The sequence below is a fragment of the Pelorhabdus sp. sgz311001 genome, from assembly GCF_055901755.1.
Map to the genome: position 1 here is coordinate 534,949 of NZ_JBVXUT010000001.1, position 16,510 is coordinate 551,458.

Genomic DNA, 16,510 nt, shown 5'->3' on the forward strand with positions numbered 1-16,510 from the left:
CTGATTGAGTGATAGGTATATTTTAGGAGGGGTTTTATGTTTAAGATTGTAGAAAAAAAAGTTCTGTCTCCTAGCGTAAAACAATATGCTATGGATGCGCCGCGGATTGCGCAGAAGTGCCATCCCGGTCAGTTTGTAATTATTCGAATAGACGAAGAAGGCGAGCGTATTCCGCTCACGATTGCCGATTTTGACAGAGAAAAAGGAACGATTAGCCTTCTGTTTCAAGAAGTGGGCGCTTCGACCCAGCAACTCGGTCAATTAGAAGAAGGCGATTCACTGCTTGATATTGCCGGTCCTTTGGGTAAACCGACGGATATTCAAAATTTTGGTACTGTCGTTTGTGTCGGCGGCGGCATCGGTGTTGCACCGGTATACCCCATTGCTCGCGCCATGAAAGAAGCGGGAAATCGGGTTATTTCGATTATTGGTGCTAGAAATGAAGATCTTTTAATTTTCGAAGATGAAATGAAAAATGTAAGTGATGAGCTTTATGTCACGACTGATGATGGTTCAAAAGGCGTAAAAGGCTTTGTCACGGACGTTTTGAAACGTTTAATTGATGAAGGCGAAAAAATTGCTGAAGTTATGGCAATTGGCCCCGTTGTTATGATGCGCGGCGTAGCCGAAGTAACACGCCCTTATGGCATTCATACCGTAGTCAGTTTGAATCCAATTATGGTTGATGGCACAGGAATGTGCGGCGGTTGCCGTGTAGCTGTAGGTGATGAGAATAAATTCGCCTGTGTTGATGGCCCCGAATTTGATGCCCATAAAGTAGATTTTGCCAATCTAATTGCTCGTCAAAAAATGTATTTGCCTCAGGAAAAGAAAAGTTGTGAAAGCGGAAGGAGCGAATGTCATTGTCACCGGTAATGAAGAAACACCCCATGCCAGAACAAGATCCGAAAGTTCGCGCAAAGAATTTTTCTGAAGTTTCTTTAGGATATAATGCAGAAGACGCCAAAGCGGAAGCGGACCGTTGTCTGCAATGCAAAACATCGCCTTGTCGCCAAGGCTGTCCTGTTCAAATTAACATTCCTGATTTTATTAAAAAACTGCGCGATGATGATTTGGAAGGCTCTGCACAGAGCCTTAAATCCTTCAGCAGTCTGCCTGCAGTCTGCGGCCGTGTTTGTCCGCAGGAAGAACAGTGTGAAAAATATTGCGTTTTGGCGAAAAAAGGGGAAGCTGTAGCAATTGGTCGTTTGGAACGTTATGTAGCTGACTATGCCAGAACTCATGGCGAGGCAGCTCCGGTGAAAGCCGCTGAACCGAAGAATCAGAAAGTTGCCATTGTTGGCGCAGGCCCTGCTGGTCTGACCGCCGCTGGTGATCTGGCGAAGCTCGGCTATGAAGTGACGATCTTTGAAGCGCTTCATGCGCCAGGCGGTGTTTTGATGTATGGCATTCCTGAATTCCGTCTGCCAAAAGAAATTGTTCAAAAAGAAATTGACACGCTGAAACAACTTGGCGTAAAAATTGAAGTCAATACGGTAATCGGTCGTACTTATACTGTTGATGAGCTTATGGAAGAAGAAGGCTTTGACGCCGTGTTTATCGGCACAGGCGCTGGGTTACCGCATTTTATGAAAATGCCTGGTGAAAACTTGAATGGCGTGTATTCCGCCAATGAATTTTTGACTCGTTGCAATCTGATGAAAGCCTATCAATTCCCGCAAGCAGCTACACCGATTCATGTCGGCAAGAAAGTAGCTGTTATCGGCGGCGGTAATGTAGCTATGGATGCAGCTAGAACGGCATTGCGCCTCGGGGCTGACCATTCCTATATTGTGTATCGTCGCTCCGAAGAAGAAATGCCAGCCCGTTTGGAAGAAGTCCATCATGCGAAAGAAGAAGGCGTGGAATTTGCGCTTCTTACGAATCCGCAGGAAGTTATGGGCCAAGATGGCTGGGTTTCCGGCTTGAAATGTGTAAAAATGGAACTGGGTGAACCAGATGCCAGTGGCCGTCGTCGTCCAGTTGAAGTACCAGGATCGGAATTTGTTCTTGATGTTGATGTGGTTATTATTGCCATTGGTCAGGGACCGAATCCGCTGGTGCAGTCTACAACGACAGGTCTTGATACGGATAAGCGCGGCAATATCGTAGCGAATGAAGAGACCGGCCAAACGTCTCGTGACGGTGTCTTTGCTGGCGGTGATATTGTGACAGGCGCTGCTACTGTTATTTTAGCGATGGGTGCCGGGAAAAAAGCGGCAGCAGCCATGGATCAGTACTTGGCGGAAAAACGCAAAGCTTAATAAGGTTTTGCTTGTGCTTGACAAGAATCGATCGATTCGATAAGATAATAACGAATCGAATGAACATAACTACAGTGAATGGAAGAGTAGATTGCTTAGTAAGACACAGAAATAAGATCCTTGGCTGAGAGATCTTAACTTAGAAGCTTTCGAAGGTCATCCAGGAGTTGCCGCGCTGAAAGAATAGTAGGCCTGGCCGGTTTTGTCCCGTTACGACAAGGAGAGTGTCCGGTTTACACCGGAAAGTAAGGTGGTACCGCGAAAGATAACCCTTTCGTCCTTTGGGATGAAAGGGTTTTTTATTTTTATTGAGTCTAAGGAGGCTATCACGTTGAACACAGAAGAAAAAACACTTCCTACGGTTTACAATCCTGCGGAGTTTGAACAAAAATGGTATGATTATTGGCAAGAAGAAGGTTTCTTTCATGCAGAAGTAGAGCCAGAAAAGGCGCCATTCAGTATGGTCATACCGCCACCGAATGTAACAGGAAAATTGCATATGGGTCATGCGCTTGATAATACGCTTCAAGATATTTTAATTCGCTTCCGGCGCATGCAGGGCTATAATACGCTATGGATGCCAGGGACAGACCATGCCGGTATTGCTACGCAGATCAAAGTAGAAGAAATGTTGGCGAAGGAAGAAGGAAAAAGTCGCTACGATCTAGGTCGTGAAGCTTTTGTCGACCGCGTATGGGACTGGAAGAAGCAGTTCGGCGGCGATATTATTCATCAGCTTAAACGTCTTGGCGCTTCCTGCGACTGGGACAGAGAGCGTTTTACTCTCGATGAAGGTTGCTCTAAGGCGGTAAGAGAAGTATTTGTTAATCTCTATGAGCAAGGTTTAATTTATCAAGGTCACCGTATTACCAATTGGTGCCCTCGTTGTAATACGGCTTTAAGCGATATCGAAGTAGAACATGAAGAAAAACCAGGCAATTTATATCATGTTTTCTATGCGGCTGAAGATGGCAACGGCGGTTTAACGATTGCTACAACGCGGCCAGAAACACTTTTAGGCGATAGTGCTGTGGCGGTTCATCCTGACGATGTGCGGTATAAAGATCTGATTGGAAAAAATCTCATTTTGCCTGTTGTCGGCCGCTTACTGCCGGTTATTGCTGATGAATATGTTGATCCGTCTTTTGGTACTGGCGCCGTAAAAATTACACCGGCTCATGACCCGAATGACTTTGAAATGGGTCAGCGTCATCACTTGCCGGAATATATTGTGATCAATCCTAATGGCACTATGGCAGCAGAAACTGGCAAATATGCCGGAATGGATCGTTATGAATGTCGTAAAGCCTTACTGGCTGATCTGAAAGAAATGGGCTGCTTAGTAAAGATTGAGGAGCACAATCATTCGGTAGGCCACTGCCAAAGATGTTCAACCGTGGTTGAACCACTAGTATCGAAGCAATGGTTTGTTAAAATGGAGCCGCTGGCTAAACCGGCTATCGATGCAGTTACTGGCGGGAATATTGAATTTGTACCAGAACGGTTTACGAAAATTTACTGCAATTGGTTGGAAAATATTCGCGATTGGTGCATTTCTCGTCAACTCTGGTGGGGTCACCGCATTCCCGCCTGGTATTGTGAAAGCTGCGGTAAAACTAGCGTTTCTCGCGACGATCTGACTGTTTGTCCTCATTGCGGCGGCAAAGTCGAGCAAGATCCTGATGTGCTTGATACTTGGTTTAGCTCTGCGTTATGGCCCTTTTCCACGATGGGCTGGCCGGACGACACTGCTGAACTAAAACAATTTTATCCCACCAGCGTTTTGGTAACAGGCTATGATATCATTTTCTTCTGGGTGGCTAGAATGATCATGATGGGACTGGCTTTCCAGCAGGAAATTCCCTTTAAACATGTCTTCATTCACGGTCTCGTGCGAGATGATCAGGGCCGTAAAATGAGTAAATCTCTTGGCAATGGCATTGATCCTCTGGAAGTTATTGAAAAATACGGCGCTGACACGCTACGCTTTATGCTTATTACTGGTAATACGCCAGGCAATGATATGCGTTTTTACTGGGAAAGAGTCGAATCTACCAGAAATTTTGCCAATAAAATTTGGAACGCCTCTCGCTTTATGTTAATGAACCTAGAAGGCTTTGATGCGAACTTTGTGCCGCAGGAATTTACGCTGGCTGATAAGTGGATCTTAAGCCGTTATAACCAGACAGTAAAAACAGTAACGGAAAATCTGGAGAATTTTGAACTTGGCGAAGCCGGTCGACTCCTCTATGATTTTATCTGGAGTGAATTTTGCGATTGGTATATTGAATTAGCCAAAAATCGTTTGTATGGCAAAGAAACAGAAGAAAGCCGCAAAACAGCGCAATATGTTCTGTGCAAGGTGCTGCGTGGTACGCTGGAATTGCTTCATCCCTTTATGCCATTCATTACGGAAGCCATTTGGCAGACTCTGCCCCATGAAGGCAAGAGTATTATGGTTGCTCCTTGGCCAAAAGTTGAAGCAGAAGGAATCGATTTGGCGGCAGAAAAAGAAATGGCAGCTGTCATGGATACGATCAAAGCCGTACGGAATATGCGGGCTGAAGTCAATGTAGCGCCAGGGAAAAAGTGCGATATTATCTTGAAACTTGCCGATCTATCGTTAGAAGCAACTTTTACGATCAATAAAGGTTACCTCTATACCTTGGCAGGCGCTGAGTCCTTAACGATTCTTGCGCCAGAGGCTGTAAAACCAGAAAATGCCATGACCGCAGTCGTAGCTGGTCTGGAAATCTTCCTGCCGTTAAAGGGCCTGATTGATGTGGAAAAAGAAACAGCGCGACTTGCGAAAGAATTGGCAAACTTGAATAAAGAAGTCGCTCGTATTGAAGGGAAATTAAATAATGCCGGCTTTATGGCCAAAGCACCAGCCGACGTTGTGGCCAAAGAAAAAGAAAAGCTGGCAGGCTATGAGCAGCAAAAAGCAGCTGTCGCAGAGCGGCTTGCTTATTTAGATACTTTATAAGTCTGATTTTGTGGATAGGAGGATGCAAGAAGCATGGATTATGCAGCAGCCCTTGCCTATTTAGAATCGCTCGGTAAATTTGGCAGTCAGCTTGGGTTAGAGCGGATTCAAAAACTGACGGAACTGATGGGAAATCCGCAGCAAAAATATCGCACCATTCACGTAACTGGAACAAATGGCAAAGGGTCGACTTCGACCCTGATTGCCGCAAGTCTTCAGGCAAGCGACATTCGTACCGGACTTTATACATCGCCGCATCTTCACTCTTATTGTGAGCGAATGAAGCTTGGTGGAAAGAACGTTTCGGAAGATGATTTTGCTGCAGCTATTTTTCATACAGCGAAGTTTGTACAGCAAATGGTTGACTTAGGATTAGAGCATCCTACCGAATTTGAAGTGCTTACAGCAGCGGCTTTTTATTTATTTGCTGAAAAAGGCGTTGAGTATGCTGTCATTGAAGTAGGGCTCGGCGGTCTGTTAGATTCCACGAATGTCATTATTCCTGAAGTGTCAGTCATTACGAATGTGTCCTTAGAACATATGGATCGCTGCGGTGATACTGTCGAAGCGATCGCTGCTCATAAGGCGGGAATTATCAAGGCCGGACGGCCTGTCGTTACAGCAGCTGTCAGTCCTGCCCTTGAAGTTATTGCCGCGAAAGCTGAAAAGCTTGGCAGCGCGCTTTACTCATTAGATAGGGATTTTTCAGTTAAGATTTTGGACCGTTCGCAAGAGCGTCAGAAGCTAGCAGTAAATTGTTGGGGAAATAAATTTTGCCTAGAATTATCGCTTCTTGGTCATCATCAAGCGCAAAATGGGGCTGTGGCGGCGGCAGCGCTGCTGATTTTAGCAAAACAGGAGCAGCGCATTTCTTTAGAGAGCCTGCAAGCTGGCTTTGCCACGGCGGAATGGCCAGGTCGTTTTGAGATTTTTCCTGGCGAACCTGTTATGATTTTTGACGGAGCTCATAATCCAGCAGGAATTCAGGTATTGAAAAATACCCTGGCTGAATATTTTCCTGGACGCCGCTTTGTCTTTGTTTTGGGAATTTTGCGTGACAAGAATATCGCTGAGATGGTTGCTGATTTAATTGAGCCAGATGACCGTGTTGTTGTAACTGAGCCAATTTCTGAGCGAGCCTGTGACGCAGAGGCCGTAGCAGACTTTATTACCAAGTTCACCAAGCTACATAGTGAGCAGATTCAAGTAGCTGCTACAATACCGAAAGCCTTAGAACTAGCCCATAATTGGGCTGAAAAGGATCGGGTTGTTTGTATTGCCGGTTCGCTTTATTTAATCGGTGAAGCAAGACAATACTGTCAGTAGACAAAGTGAGCCAGCTTCGTTATAATGAGGTTGGCTCGCTTTATGTAATACAAAACTGAAATGGTAAAGGTGACAATGTGTGTAAGGAAAATTTCATACACCGTTTTTTTTATTCGCTTGATCAATATATTGAATATTCTTTAATTCTTGTTGTGCTTTTTTTGCCGCTGTCCTTAGATTTAACAACTTACTGTTTGATGGGATCGTTCGGCCTATGGTTAGTAAAGTTATTGTATCGTCGCAAGTGGTTGCTTCGGTCGACCCCGTTTGATTTGATTATTGGGTTTTTAACGCTTTTTTCGTTTGCCTCTGTATGGGGTTCGCCTGACGTGGGGTTTAGTTTTTACAATTATTATAATCTAATGGGTCGATATTTGCTGATCTATTATCTAGTTGTACATAATGTTCATTCTTTAGATCAAGTAAAACGCTTGGTAGCCGTACTGCTCTTTTCGGCTTTTTTTGTCAATTTGTATGGTTATTATCAGTATATTTTTGGCGTAGATATCTCGGCGTTTCAATGGGTGGACGATGCGCAGTTTCCTGATTTAAAAGTGAGGGTTTTTTCTACGTTGAAAAATCCGAATCTATTAGCGTTTTTTCTTGTTACCATTATGGCCGTTGCTAGCGGTCTCGGCTTTTATGCACCGGATCGCAAATATAAAAGTGCTTTGTTTTTGCTTGTTGCTGCTTCTGGCGCTTGTCTGGTTATGACCTATTCACGGGGCGCTTGGATTAGTCTGTTTGCCGTTTTTGCCGCTTTTGGCTGGTGGTATAATCGAAAAATTTTATGGCTTATTTTATTTGTTCCTTTATTGATCTTTTTTGCCCATAATGGTGTACTAGAACGATTGCTTTCTGTTTTAAATCCGACGACAGATAGTTCTTCCAGTCTGCGCTTGGCCTTATGGGAAAGCACTTGGTATATGATTTTAGATCATCCGCTCTTGGGGATTGGTTGGGGCGCTTACTATCTGGTCTATCCGGCTTATGATTTTTATGTTGTAGCAGGGAAGATTTTTCATGCTCATAACATGTACTTAAATATTGCCGCTGAGATTGGCGTGCCTGGTTTCTTATGTTTTATGGCTTTCTTTTATGGTCACGGTAAGTTGGCGCTGGTATTATGCAAAGAAAGTCGTGATCCCTATATTGCTGGTTTGATGCTTGGCGTGTTAGCCGCTTTTTTAGCGCTTGTGATCAGCGGATTTACTGACTATACTCTCTTTAATATTCAAATGTCCATGTTATTTTGGTTCTTGAATGCTCTCATTGTGCAATCATGGCGACTGAGTCGACGAGTCGATTGCTTAACACTTCAGGATAAATAATACAAAAAACAAAATATTTTTGTTTACATTTTTGATTTTAAGCAGGATTTTCTTCTTTTTTTTCGAATTACTTACAAGGTAATCTGATAAATTTAGTTACCATACCTTGTAGAGCAACTAAAAAGCGAAAGCATTTGATTACAATGAGGACAATGCGTCCTCTAATTTTTTGCAATTTATTATGTGAAATTTCTCATTTAATGATTTATTCACACTAATTGCGCAATGGAGGTGGCAGGCGAGTGAAGTTACAGCAGGTAGTAGAAATATTAGCGGCGGAAGTGCTTTGCGGCGGAGAATGGCTAAGTCGCGAAGTCGATAGTGTTTGCGGCGCTGATTTAATGAGTGACGTTCTGGCTTTTACGCACGAAAATACTCTTTTGCTTACGGGACTTACTAATATTCAAGTGATTCGTACTGCCGAGATGAGTGACTTAATTGGTATTGTTTTTGTGCGAGGAAAACGTCCTGGCGGAGAAGTTCTTAAACTAGCCTACCTGAATCAACTACCGCTCTTAGCAACAGAGCTACCGCTTTATGAAGCCTGCGGCCGTCTTTATCAAGCTGGCTGTGGACAAGGACGCGGCCAAAAAGGAGGGCAGAGAAGATGTCTGACGGACAAGCAATTTGTTTAGAGTTTTCCCTTTGTGGATCAAAATTTGAAAGCGCCGGTGAGGCATCTAGTAAAATCAAACAGGTTTTACAGCAGATTGGAGTGCCTTCCGAAGTGATTCGCCGCATTGCCATTAGCGCCTATGAGGCGGAAATGAATGTGATTATTCATGCTTTTCGCGGCTGGATGAAAGCGTCTATTTCGCCGGAAAAAACGGAGATAGCGCTGGAAGATGAGGGACCTGGTATTGCTGATATTGAACTGGCCATGCAGGAAGGTTACTCAACAGCGCCTGACCATATTCGCGCAATGGGCTTTGGCGCGGGTATGGGACTTCCTAATATTTCCCGCTGCGTCGATCAATTTGATATTTCTTCAGAAATCGGCGTTGGGACAAAAATTTATATTGTTATTGATCATAAGATTCGAGAAGCATAGATTCCTATGGGAAAGGATGGTGAGTGTGCAGTGAATGAAATAACCGGGACGCCAGCAATACATTCCGTCAGGCTTTTAGCAAACCGTTGCAAAGGTTGTGTTAGTTGTACCAAGCGCTGCCCGACTGAAGCGATACGCATTCGCTTTGGCAAGGCGCGAATTATTCATTCACGGTGCATTGATTGCGGTGAATGTATACGCCATTGTCCGACCCATGCTAAAACAGCGATAACCGATGGGTTAAATGCTTTGGCGGACTATGACTATAATATTGCATTGCCATCACCAGCTTTGTATGGTCAATTTGGTATGGAATTTAGCCATGAGGCAATTCTATGGGGTCTGAAACAACTTGGGTTCCAGGAAGTCGTTGAAGTGGCTGAAGGGGTAGAAATTGCTGCATTAGCCATAGCCGACTACTTACAGCAGCAGGGAAAAAAACAACCTGCTATTTCATCGGTTTGTCCGGCTGTGATTCGGTTGATTCAAGTGAAGTACCCAGAACTAGTATCTCATATTGTACCAATTGATGCGCCAGAAGAGATCTTAGCCAGGAAGCTGCGGCACGAAAGAAGCGACAAAGGACGGGTCGGCATCTGGTTCATTACGCCCTGTCCGGCTAAAATGACGGCAGTAAGTAACCCCTTGGGACGCGATAAATCAGAGCTTTCCGGTACGATTTCCATTTTGAAGATCTATGGGGAACTCTTAAAAATACTTCCTGCTTATTCACAGCAGGAATTTAGTCAAATTAGTTCGTGGATTGGCGTTGGCTATGAGAGCGCCGGTGGTGAAGGGATTGCTGGTAAGGTTGATTCGCTGTTGGTCCATGATATTCACAGTGTGATTAATGTTTTAGATCAAGTTGCTATCGGCAAGCTCAATGATGTCGCTTATTTAGAGTGTTTGGCTTGTGTCGGCGGTTGTCTTGGCGGTCCGCTTACGGTGGAAAATCGTTACGTGGCGAAACATCGTTTGAAACAGCGATTGAAACTTTGTTGTGAGGAAGACCAAAAAGCAGGAAGAAAAGGACGTTCTACTTACGGTCAAGACGAAATTGACGTAAAAAGTCGCAAGCCGATTTTACCGCTTGATGTGATGAAACTTGATGAAGATATTTTTAAAGCGATGCATAAGGTGGAAATGATTGATCAAATTTCGAGTCGTTTGCCAGGCCTTGATTGCGGGTCCTGTGGTTCTCCTACCTGCCGGGCTCTTGCTGAAGATATTGCCCAAGGAAGCGCCAGCGAAGCCGATTGTGTTTTTAAACTGCGCAAGCGTGTCAAGGAGCTAGCTCAGGAAATGATTGGTCTAGCTGAAAAAATGCCTTCTTCGCTTGCTAAAAAAAATTTGGAGTAGAGAAGGGATCGCTTGTGATTGTTCGGGAAATGTGTGAACAGTTGTCTCTGGACTGTCTTACTGTAGCGGAAGATGAACTTTTTTTGCAAGAAATTACTGGCGGGATTGTATCCGATCTTTTAAGTAATGTAATGGGTCAGGCGAAAGCCGGCGCTGTATGGATTACGATGCAATCTCATCAAAATATTGTTGCTGTCGCTTCTTTGTCCGACTTGGCAGCAGTGATTGTAGCCGGCGGCGCTACGGTAGAACAGGGAACAAGACAGAAAGCGGAGCAGGAAAAAGTTCTGTTATTTACTACAGCTCTTACTGCCTATGAAGTAGCGGGGCGCCTGTATCAATTGGGGATAAAGTCAAATGCTTAGGGCTTTTACCGCTGATTTGCATGTGCATACGTTGCTATCACCTTGCGCTTCCGTAGAAATGACACCACATCATCTAGTATTGCAAGCAGAAGCGATGGGAGTCGATATTTTAGCAATTACAGATCATAATTCTTGTGATAATGTAAAAGCTGCATTGTTGGCTGCTTCTGGTAAACCTGTCACGATCTTACCGGGGATGGAAGTAGAAACAAAAGAAGAAGCCCATATTCTCGTTTTGTTTGATGCGCTTGCGCCGCTGCTCGCTTGGGAGCAGATCGTAGCAAGCAATCGAAGTGGCCGCCGCAATGATGAGGAAAAGCTCGGAGCGCAATTTATAGTGGATCAGTATGATGAATTTGTTGCTGTAAAAGAAGAAATGCTGCTTGATGCTTTAAATCTTACTGTAGCGGAAGTTGTAGAAACCGTAGAAAAACTTGGCGGAATTACGATTGCGGCGCATGTGGATCGTCCTATGTACAGCTTGTTAACCCAATTAGGATTCATTCCAGAAGGACTCCAGCTTAGTGCGCTAGAAATTTCTCGTCGTTTTGGCGCTAACGAGGCCAGAAAAGCTTTTTCTAATCTACAAAATTGGCCTTTAGTTACGGCAAGCGATGCTCATTCACTCGAAGATTTTTGTCAGGGACCTCGGACAACTTTGTATTTAGAAAAGGTTTCTATTGCGGAGATCAAGCTTGCTCTAGCGGGAAGCTGTGGCCGGAGCGCTCTATTTTAAATAAGACAGTTAGAAAAGTTAATTTATAAGGGAGGTTTGTATATGGAATCTACTCATAGTAACTGTTGCGGCGGTAGCGGTCAAAAAATTGATTTTTCGCGGTGTGATGAAATTTTAGCACGCTATCAGTCGGTTAAGGGTGCATTGATTCCTGTTTTGCAGGAGATTCAGCAAGTCTACGGTTATCTTTCGAAAGATATTTTGCTTCGGATCAGTGAAAAAATGCAAATTCCTATTAGTCAGATTTACGGTGTAGTGACCTTTTATTCACAGTTTCATTTAAATCCGCGGGGACGCCACGTAATTCGCGTCTGTCAAGGAACAGCCTGCCATGTGCGCGGGGCCAAAGCAATATTAAAAGCACTGGAAGATTATTTACGGGTTGACGCAGGACAAACAACGAATGATCTTCGCTTTACTTTGGAAACAGTGGCCTGCATCGGCGCCTGTGGGTTAGCTCCAGTTATGATGGTTGATGAGGATACCCATGGCCGACTCACGCCAGCAATGATTCCGGAAATTTTAGGTCGCTATATGTAACTATGCGTGAGTTGTCGCTGCATATTTTAGACCTTGTGCAAAATTCCTTGGAAGCTGGTGCTGGAGAGATCAGTCTTACAATTCAAGAGGATCCCTCAAATGATTTATTTTTTCTGTCTGTTTCCGACGATGGTCGCGGCATGAGTCGACAGGAGTTGGAGTGCGTTAGAAACCCATTTGTAACAAGCCGCTATACGCGAAAAATCGGTCTGGGACTGTCCTTGATTGAAATGTCTACAAGCCGAGCGGGCGGAGCGCTTGAGATAGAGTCAAAGCCTGGTGCGGGGACAACTGTAACAGCAATCTATCAGTATTACCATTTAGATCGTCCGCCGCTAGGAAAAATCAAAGACACTATTTTAAATATTCTTGTTGCGAATCCTTCTTTGCGATTTTATTATCAGCATCGTGTGAAAGAACGTTCTTTTTCGCTTTCCTCACAGGAGATTTACGAAATTCTTGGTGGTATATCCCTGACGCAGCCTGATGTATTACAGTGGCTGACGCGATATTTAGAAGAACAGTATGAACGACTATACGGAGGTGTAGGCCATGAAGACGCTTGAAGACCTGAGAAAACTACGAGAGAAGCTGCAGTGTGAACGCAAAGTGCGCCAACTAGGTGAAACGCAGGTCATTATCGGCATGGGGACATGCGGGATTGCCGCTGGCGCTAGAGAAGTAATGAAAGCTTTATTAGAAGAAATGGCAAAGCGCCGTCTTGATGATGTATCGGTACGCCAAACTGGTTGTATCGGCATGTGTGAGAAGGAAGTGCTTGTAGATGTTGTGCGAGCAGGAGAACCGCGGATTACCTATGGCAATGTAAAACCAGAAGATGTGGCCAAAATTGTGGCGGAACACGTAGTGAACGGCCGAATTGTGGAAGAGCTTGTTGTGGCTAAAATAGAACAATAAAAGGCTAACGGGAGGAGAAGTTATGGAACATATCAGAGCCCACGTCTTACTTTGTGCCGGTACCGGCTGTGTGTCTTCCGGCTCGAAAAAAGTACAGGCTGCCTTTGTGCGGGAGTTAGAGCGCCGCGGCCTGAATAAGGAAGTTAAAGTTGTCGAAACAGGCTGTCATGGCTTTTGTGAAATGGGACCTCTTGTCATTGTTTATCCAGAAGGAGTCTTCTACTGCCGCGTGCAAGAAGAAGATGTGGCGGAAATTGTAGACTCGCATCTTTACAAAGGTCGCATTGTGGAACGACTTTTGTATCGTGAGCCGCTATCTCATGAGAAAATTCCTAATTATCAGGATATTGTTTTTTATAAGAAACAAATGCGTCTGGTCTTGGCAAACTGTGGTCATATTAATCCAGAATGTATTGAAGATTATATTGCTGCAGGCGGCTATGAAGCGTTAGGAAAAGCGCTTACTTTAATGACGCCAGAGGCTGTGGTTAGCGAAATGAAACAAGCGGGACTCAGAGGGCGCGGCGGCGGTGGTTTTCCTACCGGTGTCAAATGGGAATTTGCCAAAAATGCACCAGGTAAAGAAAAATATGTAGTTTGTAACGCCGACGAAGGCGATCCGGGCGCTTTTATGGATCGCAGTGTGCTCGAAGGCGATCCGCATCGAGTGATTGAAGGAATGGTTATCTGTGGCTATGCTATTGGCGCGCAAGAAGGCTATATATACGTACGGGCAGAATATCCGCTCGCGATTAAACGATTAAAAGTTGCCATAGAGCAAGCTCAGGCCATGGGCTTATTAGGCGATAATATTTTTGACTCTGGCTTTTCCTTTAAAATTAAGATTAAAGAGGGCGCTGGCGCTTTTGTCTGCGGGGAAGAAACGGCCTTGCTTGCTTCGATTGAAGGTGAGCGGGGGATGCCGCGGTCACGGCCGCCTTTTCCAGCGATTTCCGGCTTATGGGGTAAACCAACCAATATTAATAATGTGGAGACTTTTGCTAATGTGCCGCAAATTATTGTTCGCGGTAGTCAGTGGTATGCTGCTATTGGTACCGAGAAGAGCAAGGGAACCAAGGTGTTTGCTCTGACTGGGAAAATTAATAATACCGGTCTGGCGGAAGTTCCCATGGGAATTACCATGCGTGAGATCATTTTTGATATTGGCGGCGGTATTCTAAACGGGAAGAAATTTAAAGCGGTGCAAATCGGTGGTCCCTCCGGCGGCTGTTTGCCAGAGGAACTTTTGGATTTACCTGTAGATTACGATTCTTTAATAAAAGTTGGCGCGATGATGGGGTCAGGCGGTCTTGTCGTTATGGACGAAGATACCTGCATGGTTGATGTAGCAAAATTTTTCGTTCATTTTACGCAAAGTGAATCCTGCGGCAAGTGTACGCCCTGCCGGGAAGGCACCAAGCGGATGCTTGAAATTCTCACTCGGCTCACGGAAGGGAAAGGCGTCGAAGGGGATATTGAACTTTTAGAATCCTTGGCGAAAAATATTAAAGCAACGGCTTTATGCGGGCTCGGTCAAACGGCCCCGAACCCTGTTCTCAGTACACTCAAGTATTTTCGCAGTGAATATGAAGCGCATATTAAGCAAAAACGCTGTACCGCTGGAGTGTGCAGCCGACTTTCGGGCTACGTGATTCAAGAAATCTGTAAAGGCTGTGGTCTCTGTAAAAAGGTTTGTCCGGTAGAAGCGATTTCGGGTGAACTAAAATCCGTTCATAAAATTGATGGCAGTAAGTGTATTAAATGTGGCGCTTGCATGACAAAGTGTCCCTTTAAAGCAATTGTGAAGGGATAAAGAAAGGGGGAAAACAGGAGTATGGAAAAAGTTCGACTGACAATTGATGGTAAGGAAATAGTAGTAGAGCCTGGCAGCACTATTTTAGCGGCGGCCGAGCAGCTTGGCATAAAAGTTCCTAGCTTGTGTCATCATCCGGAACTTAGACCGGCAGGGGCTTGCCGGGTATGTATGGTAGAAGTAGAAGGAGCGCGAACTCTTGTAGCTTCTTGTGTTTATCCAGTCAGTGAAGGTCTTGTTGTTCATACGAACACAGCCGATGTTCGCGAAGCGCGTCGGACTGTAGTCGAGTTGCTGCTAGCGAATCATCCGTCCGACTGTTTATCTTGCTATAAAAATCAAAAGTGCGAGCTGCAAAAAATTGCGGCTGATTTAAATATTCGCCAGATTCCGTTTCGTGGCGAAAAAAATGAATATCCGTTAGATACCAGTAATCCCTCGCTGATCCGTGAACCGTCAAAATGCATAAAATGTGGTCGGTGTGTTCGTGTTTGCAGCGAAAGACAGGATGTTAACGTCTATAGCTTTGTCAATAGAGGCTTTAAGACAATTGTAGCGCCTGCTTTTGAGCTGGGATTGGGAGAGGTGGCCTGTACACTTTGCGGTCAGTGTGCAACAGTCTGCCCGACAGCTGCTATTATTGAAAAAGATGATACGCCTGGTGTTTGGCACTCTTTAAGTGATAAGACGAAACACGTTGTTGTGCAAACCGCTCCGAGCGTGCGCGTGGCTCTAGGTGAAGCACTCGGTTTACCGACAGCCTCTATTGCTACAGGAAAAATGGTAGCAGCGCTAAGACGATTGGGTTTTGCCAAGGTTTTTGATACGGATTTCGGCGCTGATTTGACGATTATGGAAGAAGGACACGAATTATTGCATCGTATTAAGCAAGGCGGGGTTTTGCCAATGATTACTTCGTGCAGTCCCGGCTGGGTTAATTTTATTGAGCAAAATTACAGTGATCTTCTCAGCCATCTATCAACAGCGAAATCTCCGATGCAGATGTTTGGCGCCATCGTAAAGACCTATTATGCTCAGAAAACAGGAACAGATCCTAAAGATATTATTTCTGTCGCCATTATGCCTTGCACAGCGAAAAAGGCGGAAGCCTTGCGGCCCGATATGGCATCAAGCGGCTATCAGGATGTAGATTGGGTGCTTACGACAAGGGAGTTGGCGCGCATGATCACAGAAGCTGGTATTGATTTTGCCACCTTGCCAGAAGAAGAGTTTGATGATCCTCTTGGCGACTCCACCGGGGCGGCTGTGATTTTTGGTGCAAGCGGCGGTGTTATGGAAGCTGCTTTACGTACTGTTGCCGACGTGCTGGCGCAGGAAAGCCTTCCTGACCTAGAGTACAAAGCAGTACGGGGACTGGAGGGAATTAAAGAAGCGATTGTCAAAGTAAAAGACTTAGAGATTCGCGTTGCTGTGGCTCATTCCTTGGCCAATGCACGAGTGCTTCTTGAAAAAATCAGGCAAGGCGAGGCGAAGTATCATTTTATTGAAGTCATGGCTTGTCCTGGCGGCTGTATTGGCGGTGGCGGACAACCTTACCCTGTTTCCAAAGAGGTCAGAGAAGCGCGCATTGCAGCAATCTATGACTGTGACGAAGCAATGGTGTTGCGTAAATCCCATGAAAATCCTCGTATTAAAGAATTATATGAAGAGTTTTTAGGAGAACCCTTAGGCGACAAAGCCCATCATTTGCTCCATACCCATTATAAGGCGCAACAAAAAGGTTAATAAAACAGCTGACTTATCATCTTGCATCAGAAAGCTCTTTAGCGAACTGCTAAAAGTTTTCTGATGCTTTTTTAT

15 protein-coding genes and 1 other annotated feature are annotated in these 16,510 nt (G+C 44.8%); all 15 genes read left to right on the forward strand.

The window, feature by feature from the left end; translation table 11 throughout:
* The first annotated feature begins 36 nt into the window (after positions 1–36).
* The gene (locus tag AC0MXB_RS02710) at positions 37–876 is read left to right on the forward strand and encodes a sulfide/dihydroorotate dehydrogenase-like FAD/NAD-binding protein (RefSeq protein ID WP_474038044.1); all 840 of its coding nucleotides are present in this window, start codon (positions 37–39) and stop codon (positions 874–876) included.
* Positions 858–2,264 (forward strand): NADPH-dependent glutamate synthase, encoded by a 1,407-nt coding sequence (gene gltA / locus AC0MXB_RS02715; protein WP_474038045.1) that lies wholly within the window; start codon positions 858–860, stop codon positions 2,262–2,264. The genes AC0MXB_RS02710 and gltA overlap by 19 nt, the downstream gene beginning before the upstream one ends.
* Positions 2,265–2,329: 65 nt before the next feature.
* Positions 2,330–2,549, forward strand: a binding site (T-box leader).
* Between the two features lie 46 nt (positions 2,550–2,595).
* On the forward strand, positions 2,596–5,250 hold the full coding sequence (locus tag AC0MXB_RS02720; protein WP_474038046.1) for a valine--tRNA ligase: 2,655 nt from the start codon (positions 2,596–2,598) through the stop codon (positions 5,248–5,250).
* Between the two features lie 33 nt (positions 5,251–5,283).
* On the forward strand, positions 5,284–6,576 hold the full coding sequence (locus AC0MXB_RS02725; protein ID WP_474038047.1) for a bifunctional folylpolyglutamate synthase/dihydrofolate synthase: 1,293 nt from the start codon (positions 5,284–5,286) through the stop codon (positions 6,574–6,576).
* 77 nt (positions 6,577–6,653) lie between these two features.
* Positions 6,654–7,907: an O-antigen ligase family protein gene (locus AC0MXB_RS02730; protein ID WP_474038048.1), complete on the forward strand. Its 1,254-nt coding sequence runs from the start codon at positions 6,654–6,656 to the stop codon at positions 7,905–7,907.
* Between the two features lie 242 nt (positions 7,908–8,149).
* On the forward strand, positions 8,150–8,542 hold the full coding sequence (locus tag AC0MXB_RS02735; RefSeq protein ID WP_474038050.1) for a DRTGG domain-containing protein: 393 nt from the start codon (positions 8,150–8,152) through the stop codon (positions 8,540–8,542).
* Positions 8,515–8,958: an ATP-binding protein gene (locus AC0MXB_RS02740; protein WP_474038052.1), complete on the forward strand. Its 444-nt coding sequence runs from the start codon at positions 8,515–8,517 to the stop codon at positions 8,956–8,958. Before AC0MXB_RS02735 ends, AC0MXB_RS02740 begins: the two co-directional genes overlap by 28 nt.
* 6 nt (positions 8,959–8,964) lie before the next feature.
* Complete coding sequence (locus AC0MXB_RS02745) at positions 8,965–10,317, forward strand: [Fe-Fe] hydrogenase large subunit C-terminal domain-containing protein (protein ID WP_474038053.1); 1,353 nt, start codon at positions 8,965–8,967, stop codon at positions 10,315–10,317.
* 14 nt (positions 10,318–10,331) lie between these two features.
* Positions 10,332–10,682, forward strand: a complete 351-nt coding sequence (locus AC0MXB_RS02750; protein WP_474038054.1) for a serine kinase — start codon at positions 10,332–10,334, stop codon at positions 10,680–10,682.
* Positions 10,675–11,418, forward strand: coding sequence for a PHP domain-containing protein (locus AC0MXB_RS02755; protein WP_474038056.1), 744 nt, complete (start codon positions 10,675–10,677; stop codon positions 11,416–11,418). Before AC0MXB_RS02750 ends, AC0MXB_RS02755 begins: the two co-directional genes overlap by 8 nt.
* A gap of 42 nt (positions 11,419–11,460) precedes the next feature.
* Positions 11,461–11,958, forward strand: a complete 498-nt coding sequence (nuoE, locus tag AC0MXB_RS02760; protein WP_474038057.1) for an NADH-quinone oxidoreductase subunit NuoE — start codon at positions 11,461–11,463, stop codon at positions 11,956–11,958.
* A gap of 2 nt (positions 11,959–11,960) precedes the next feature.
* Positions 11,961–12,524, forward strand: a complete 564-nt coding sequence (locus tag AC0MXB_RS02765; RefSeq protein WP_474038058.1) for an ATP-binding protein — start codon at positions 11,961–11,963, stop codon at positions 12,522–12,524.
* Complete coding sequence (locus AC0MXB_RS02770) at positions 12,511–12,876, forward strand: (2Fe-2S) ferredoxin domain-containing protein (RefSeq protein WP_474038059.1); 366 nt, start codon at positions 12,511–12,513, stop codon at positions 12,874–12,876. The genes AC0MXB_RS02765 and AC0MXB_RS02770 overlap by 14 nt, the downstream gene beginning before the upstream one ends.
* Before the next feature lie 22 nt (positions 12,877–12,898).
* On the forward strand, positions 12,899–14,689 hold the full coding sequence (nuoF, locus tag AC0MXB_RS02775) for an NADH-quinone oxidoreductase subunit NuoF (RefSeq protein WP_474038060.1): 1,791 nt from the start codon (positions 12,899–12,901) through the stop codon (positions 14,687–14,689).
* Between the two features lie 21 nt (positions 14,690–14,710).
* Positions 14,711–16,435, forward strand: a complete 1,725-nt coding sequence (locus tag AC0MXB_RS02780) for an NADH-dependent [FeFe] hydrogenase, group A6 (RefSeq protein WP_474038061.1) — start codon at positions 14,711–14,713, stop codon at positions 16,433–16,435.
* Positions 16,436–16,510: the final 75 nt, after the last annotated feature.

Bases quoted from the DNA above. Each gene is read 5' to 3' on its own strand.
- AC0MXB_RS02740 (WP_474038052.1), top strand. From the start codon at position 8,515: ATGTCTGACGGACAAGCAATTTGTTTAGAGTTTTCCCTTTGTGGATCA.
- AC0MXB_RS02780 (WP_474038061.1), top strand. From the start codon at position 14,711: ATGGAAAAAGTTCGACTGACAATTGATGGTAAGGAAATAGTAGTAGAG.
- AC0MXB_RS02770 (WP_474038059.1), top strand. From the start codon at position 12,511: ATGAAGACGCTTGAAGACCTGAGAAAACTACGAGAGAAGCTGCAGTGT.
- nuoE (WP_474038057.1), top strand. From the start codon at position 11,461: ATGGAATCTACTCATAGTAACTGTTGCGGCGGTAGCGGTCAAAAAATT.
- nuoF (WP_474038060.1), top strand. From the start codon at position 12,899: ATGGAACATATCAGAGCCCACGTCTTACTTTGTGCCGGTACCGGCTGT.
- AC0MXB_RS02745 (WP_474038053.1), top strand. From the start codon at position 8,965: ATGGGAAAGGATGGTGAGTGTGCAGTGAATGAAATAACCGGGACGCCA.
- AC0MXB_RS02710 (WP_474038044.1), top strand. From the start codon at position 37: ATGTTTAAGATTGTAGAAAAAAAAGTTCTGTCTCCTAGCGTAAAACAA.
- AC0MXB_RS02725 (WP_474038047.1), top strand. From the start codon at position 5,284: ATGGATTATGCAGCAGCCCTTGCCTATTTAGAATCGCTCGGTAAATTT.
- gltA (WP_474038045.1), top strand. From the start codon at position 858: ATGTCATTGTCACCGGTAATGAAGAAACACCCCATGCCAGAACAAGAT.
- AC0MXB_RS02755 (WP_474038056.1), top strand. From the start codon at position 10,675: ATGCTTAGGGCTTTTACCGCTGATTTGCATGTGCATACGTTGCTATCA.
- AC0MXB_RS02765 (WP_474038058.1), top strand. From the start codon at position 11,961: ATGCGTGAGTTGTCGCTGCATATTTTAGACCTTGTGCAAAATTCCTTG.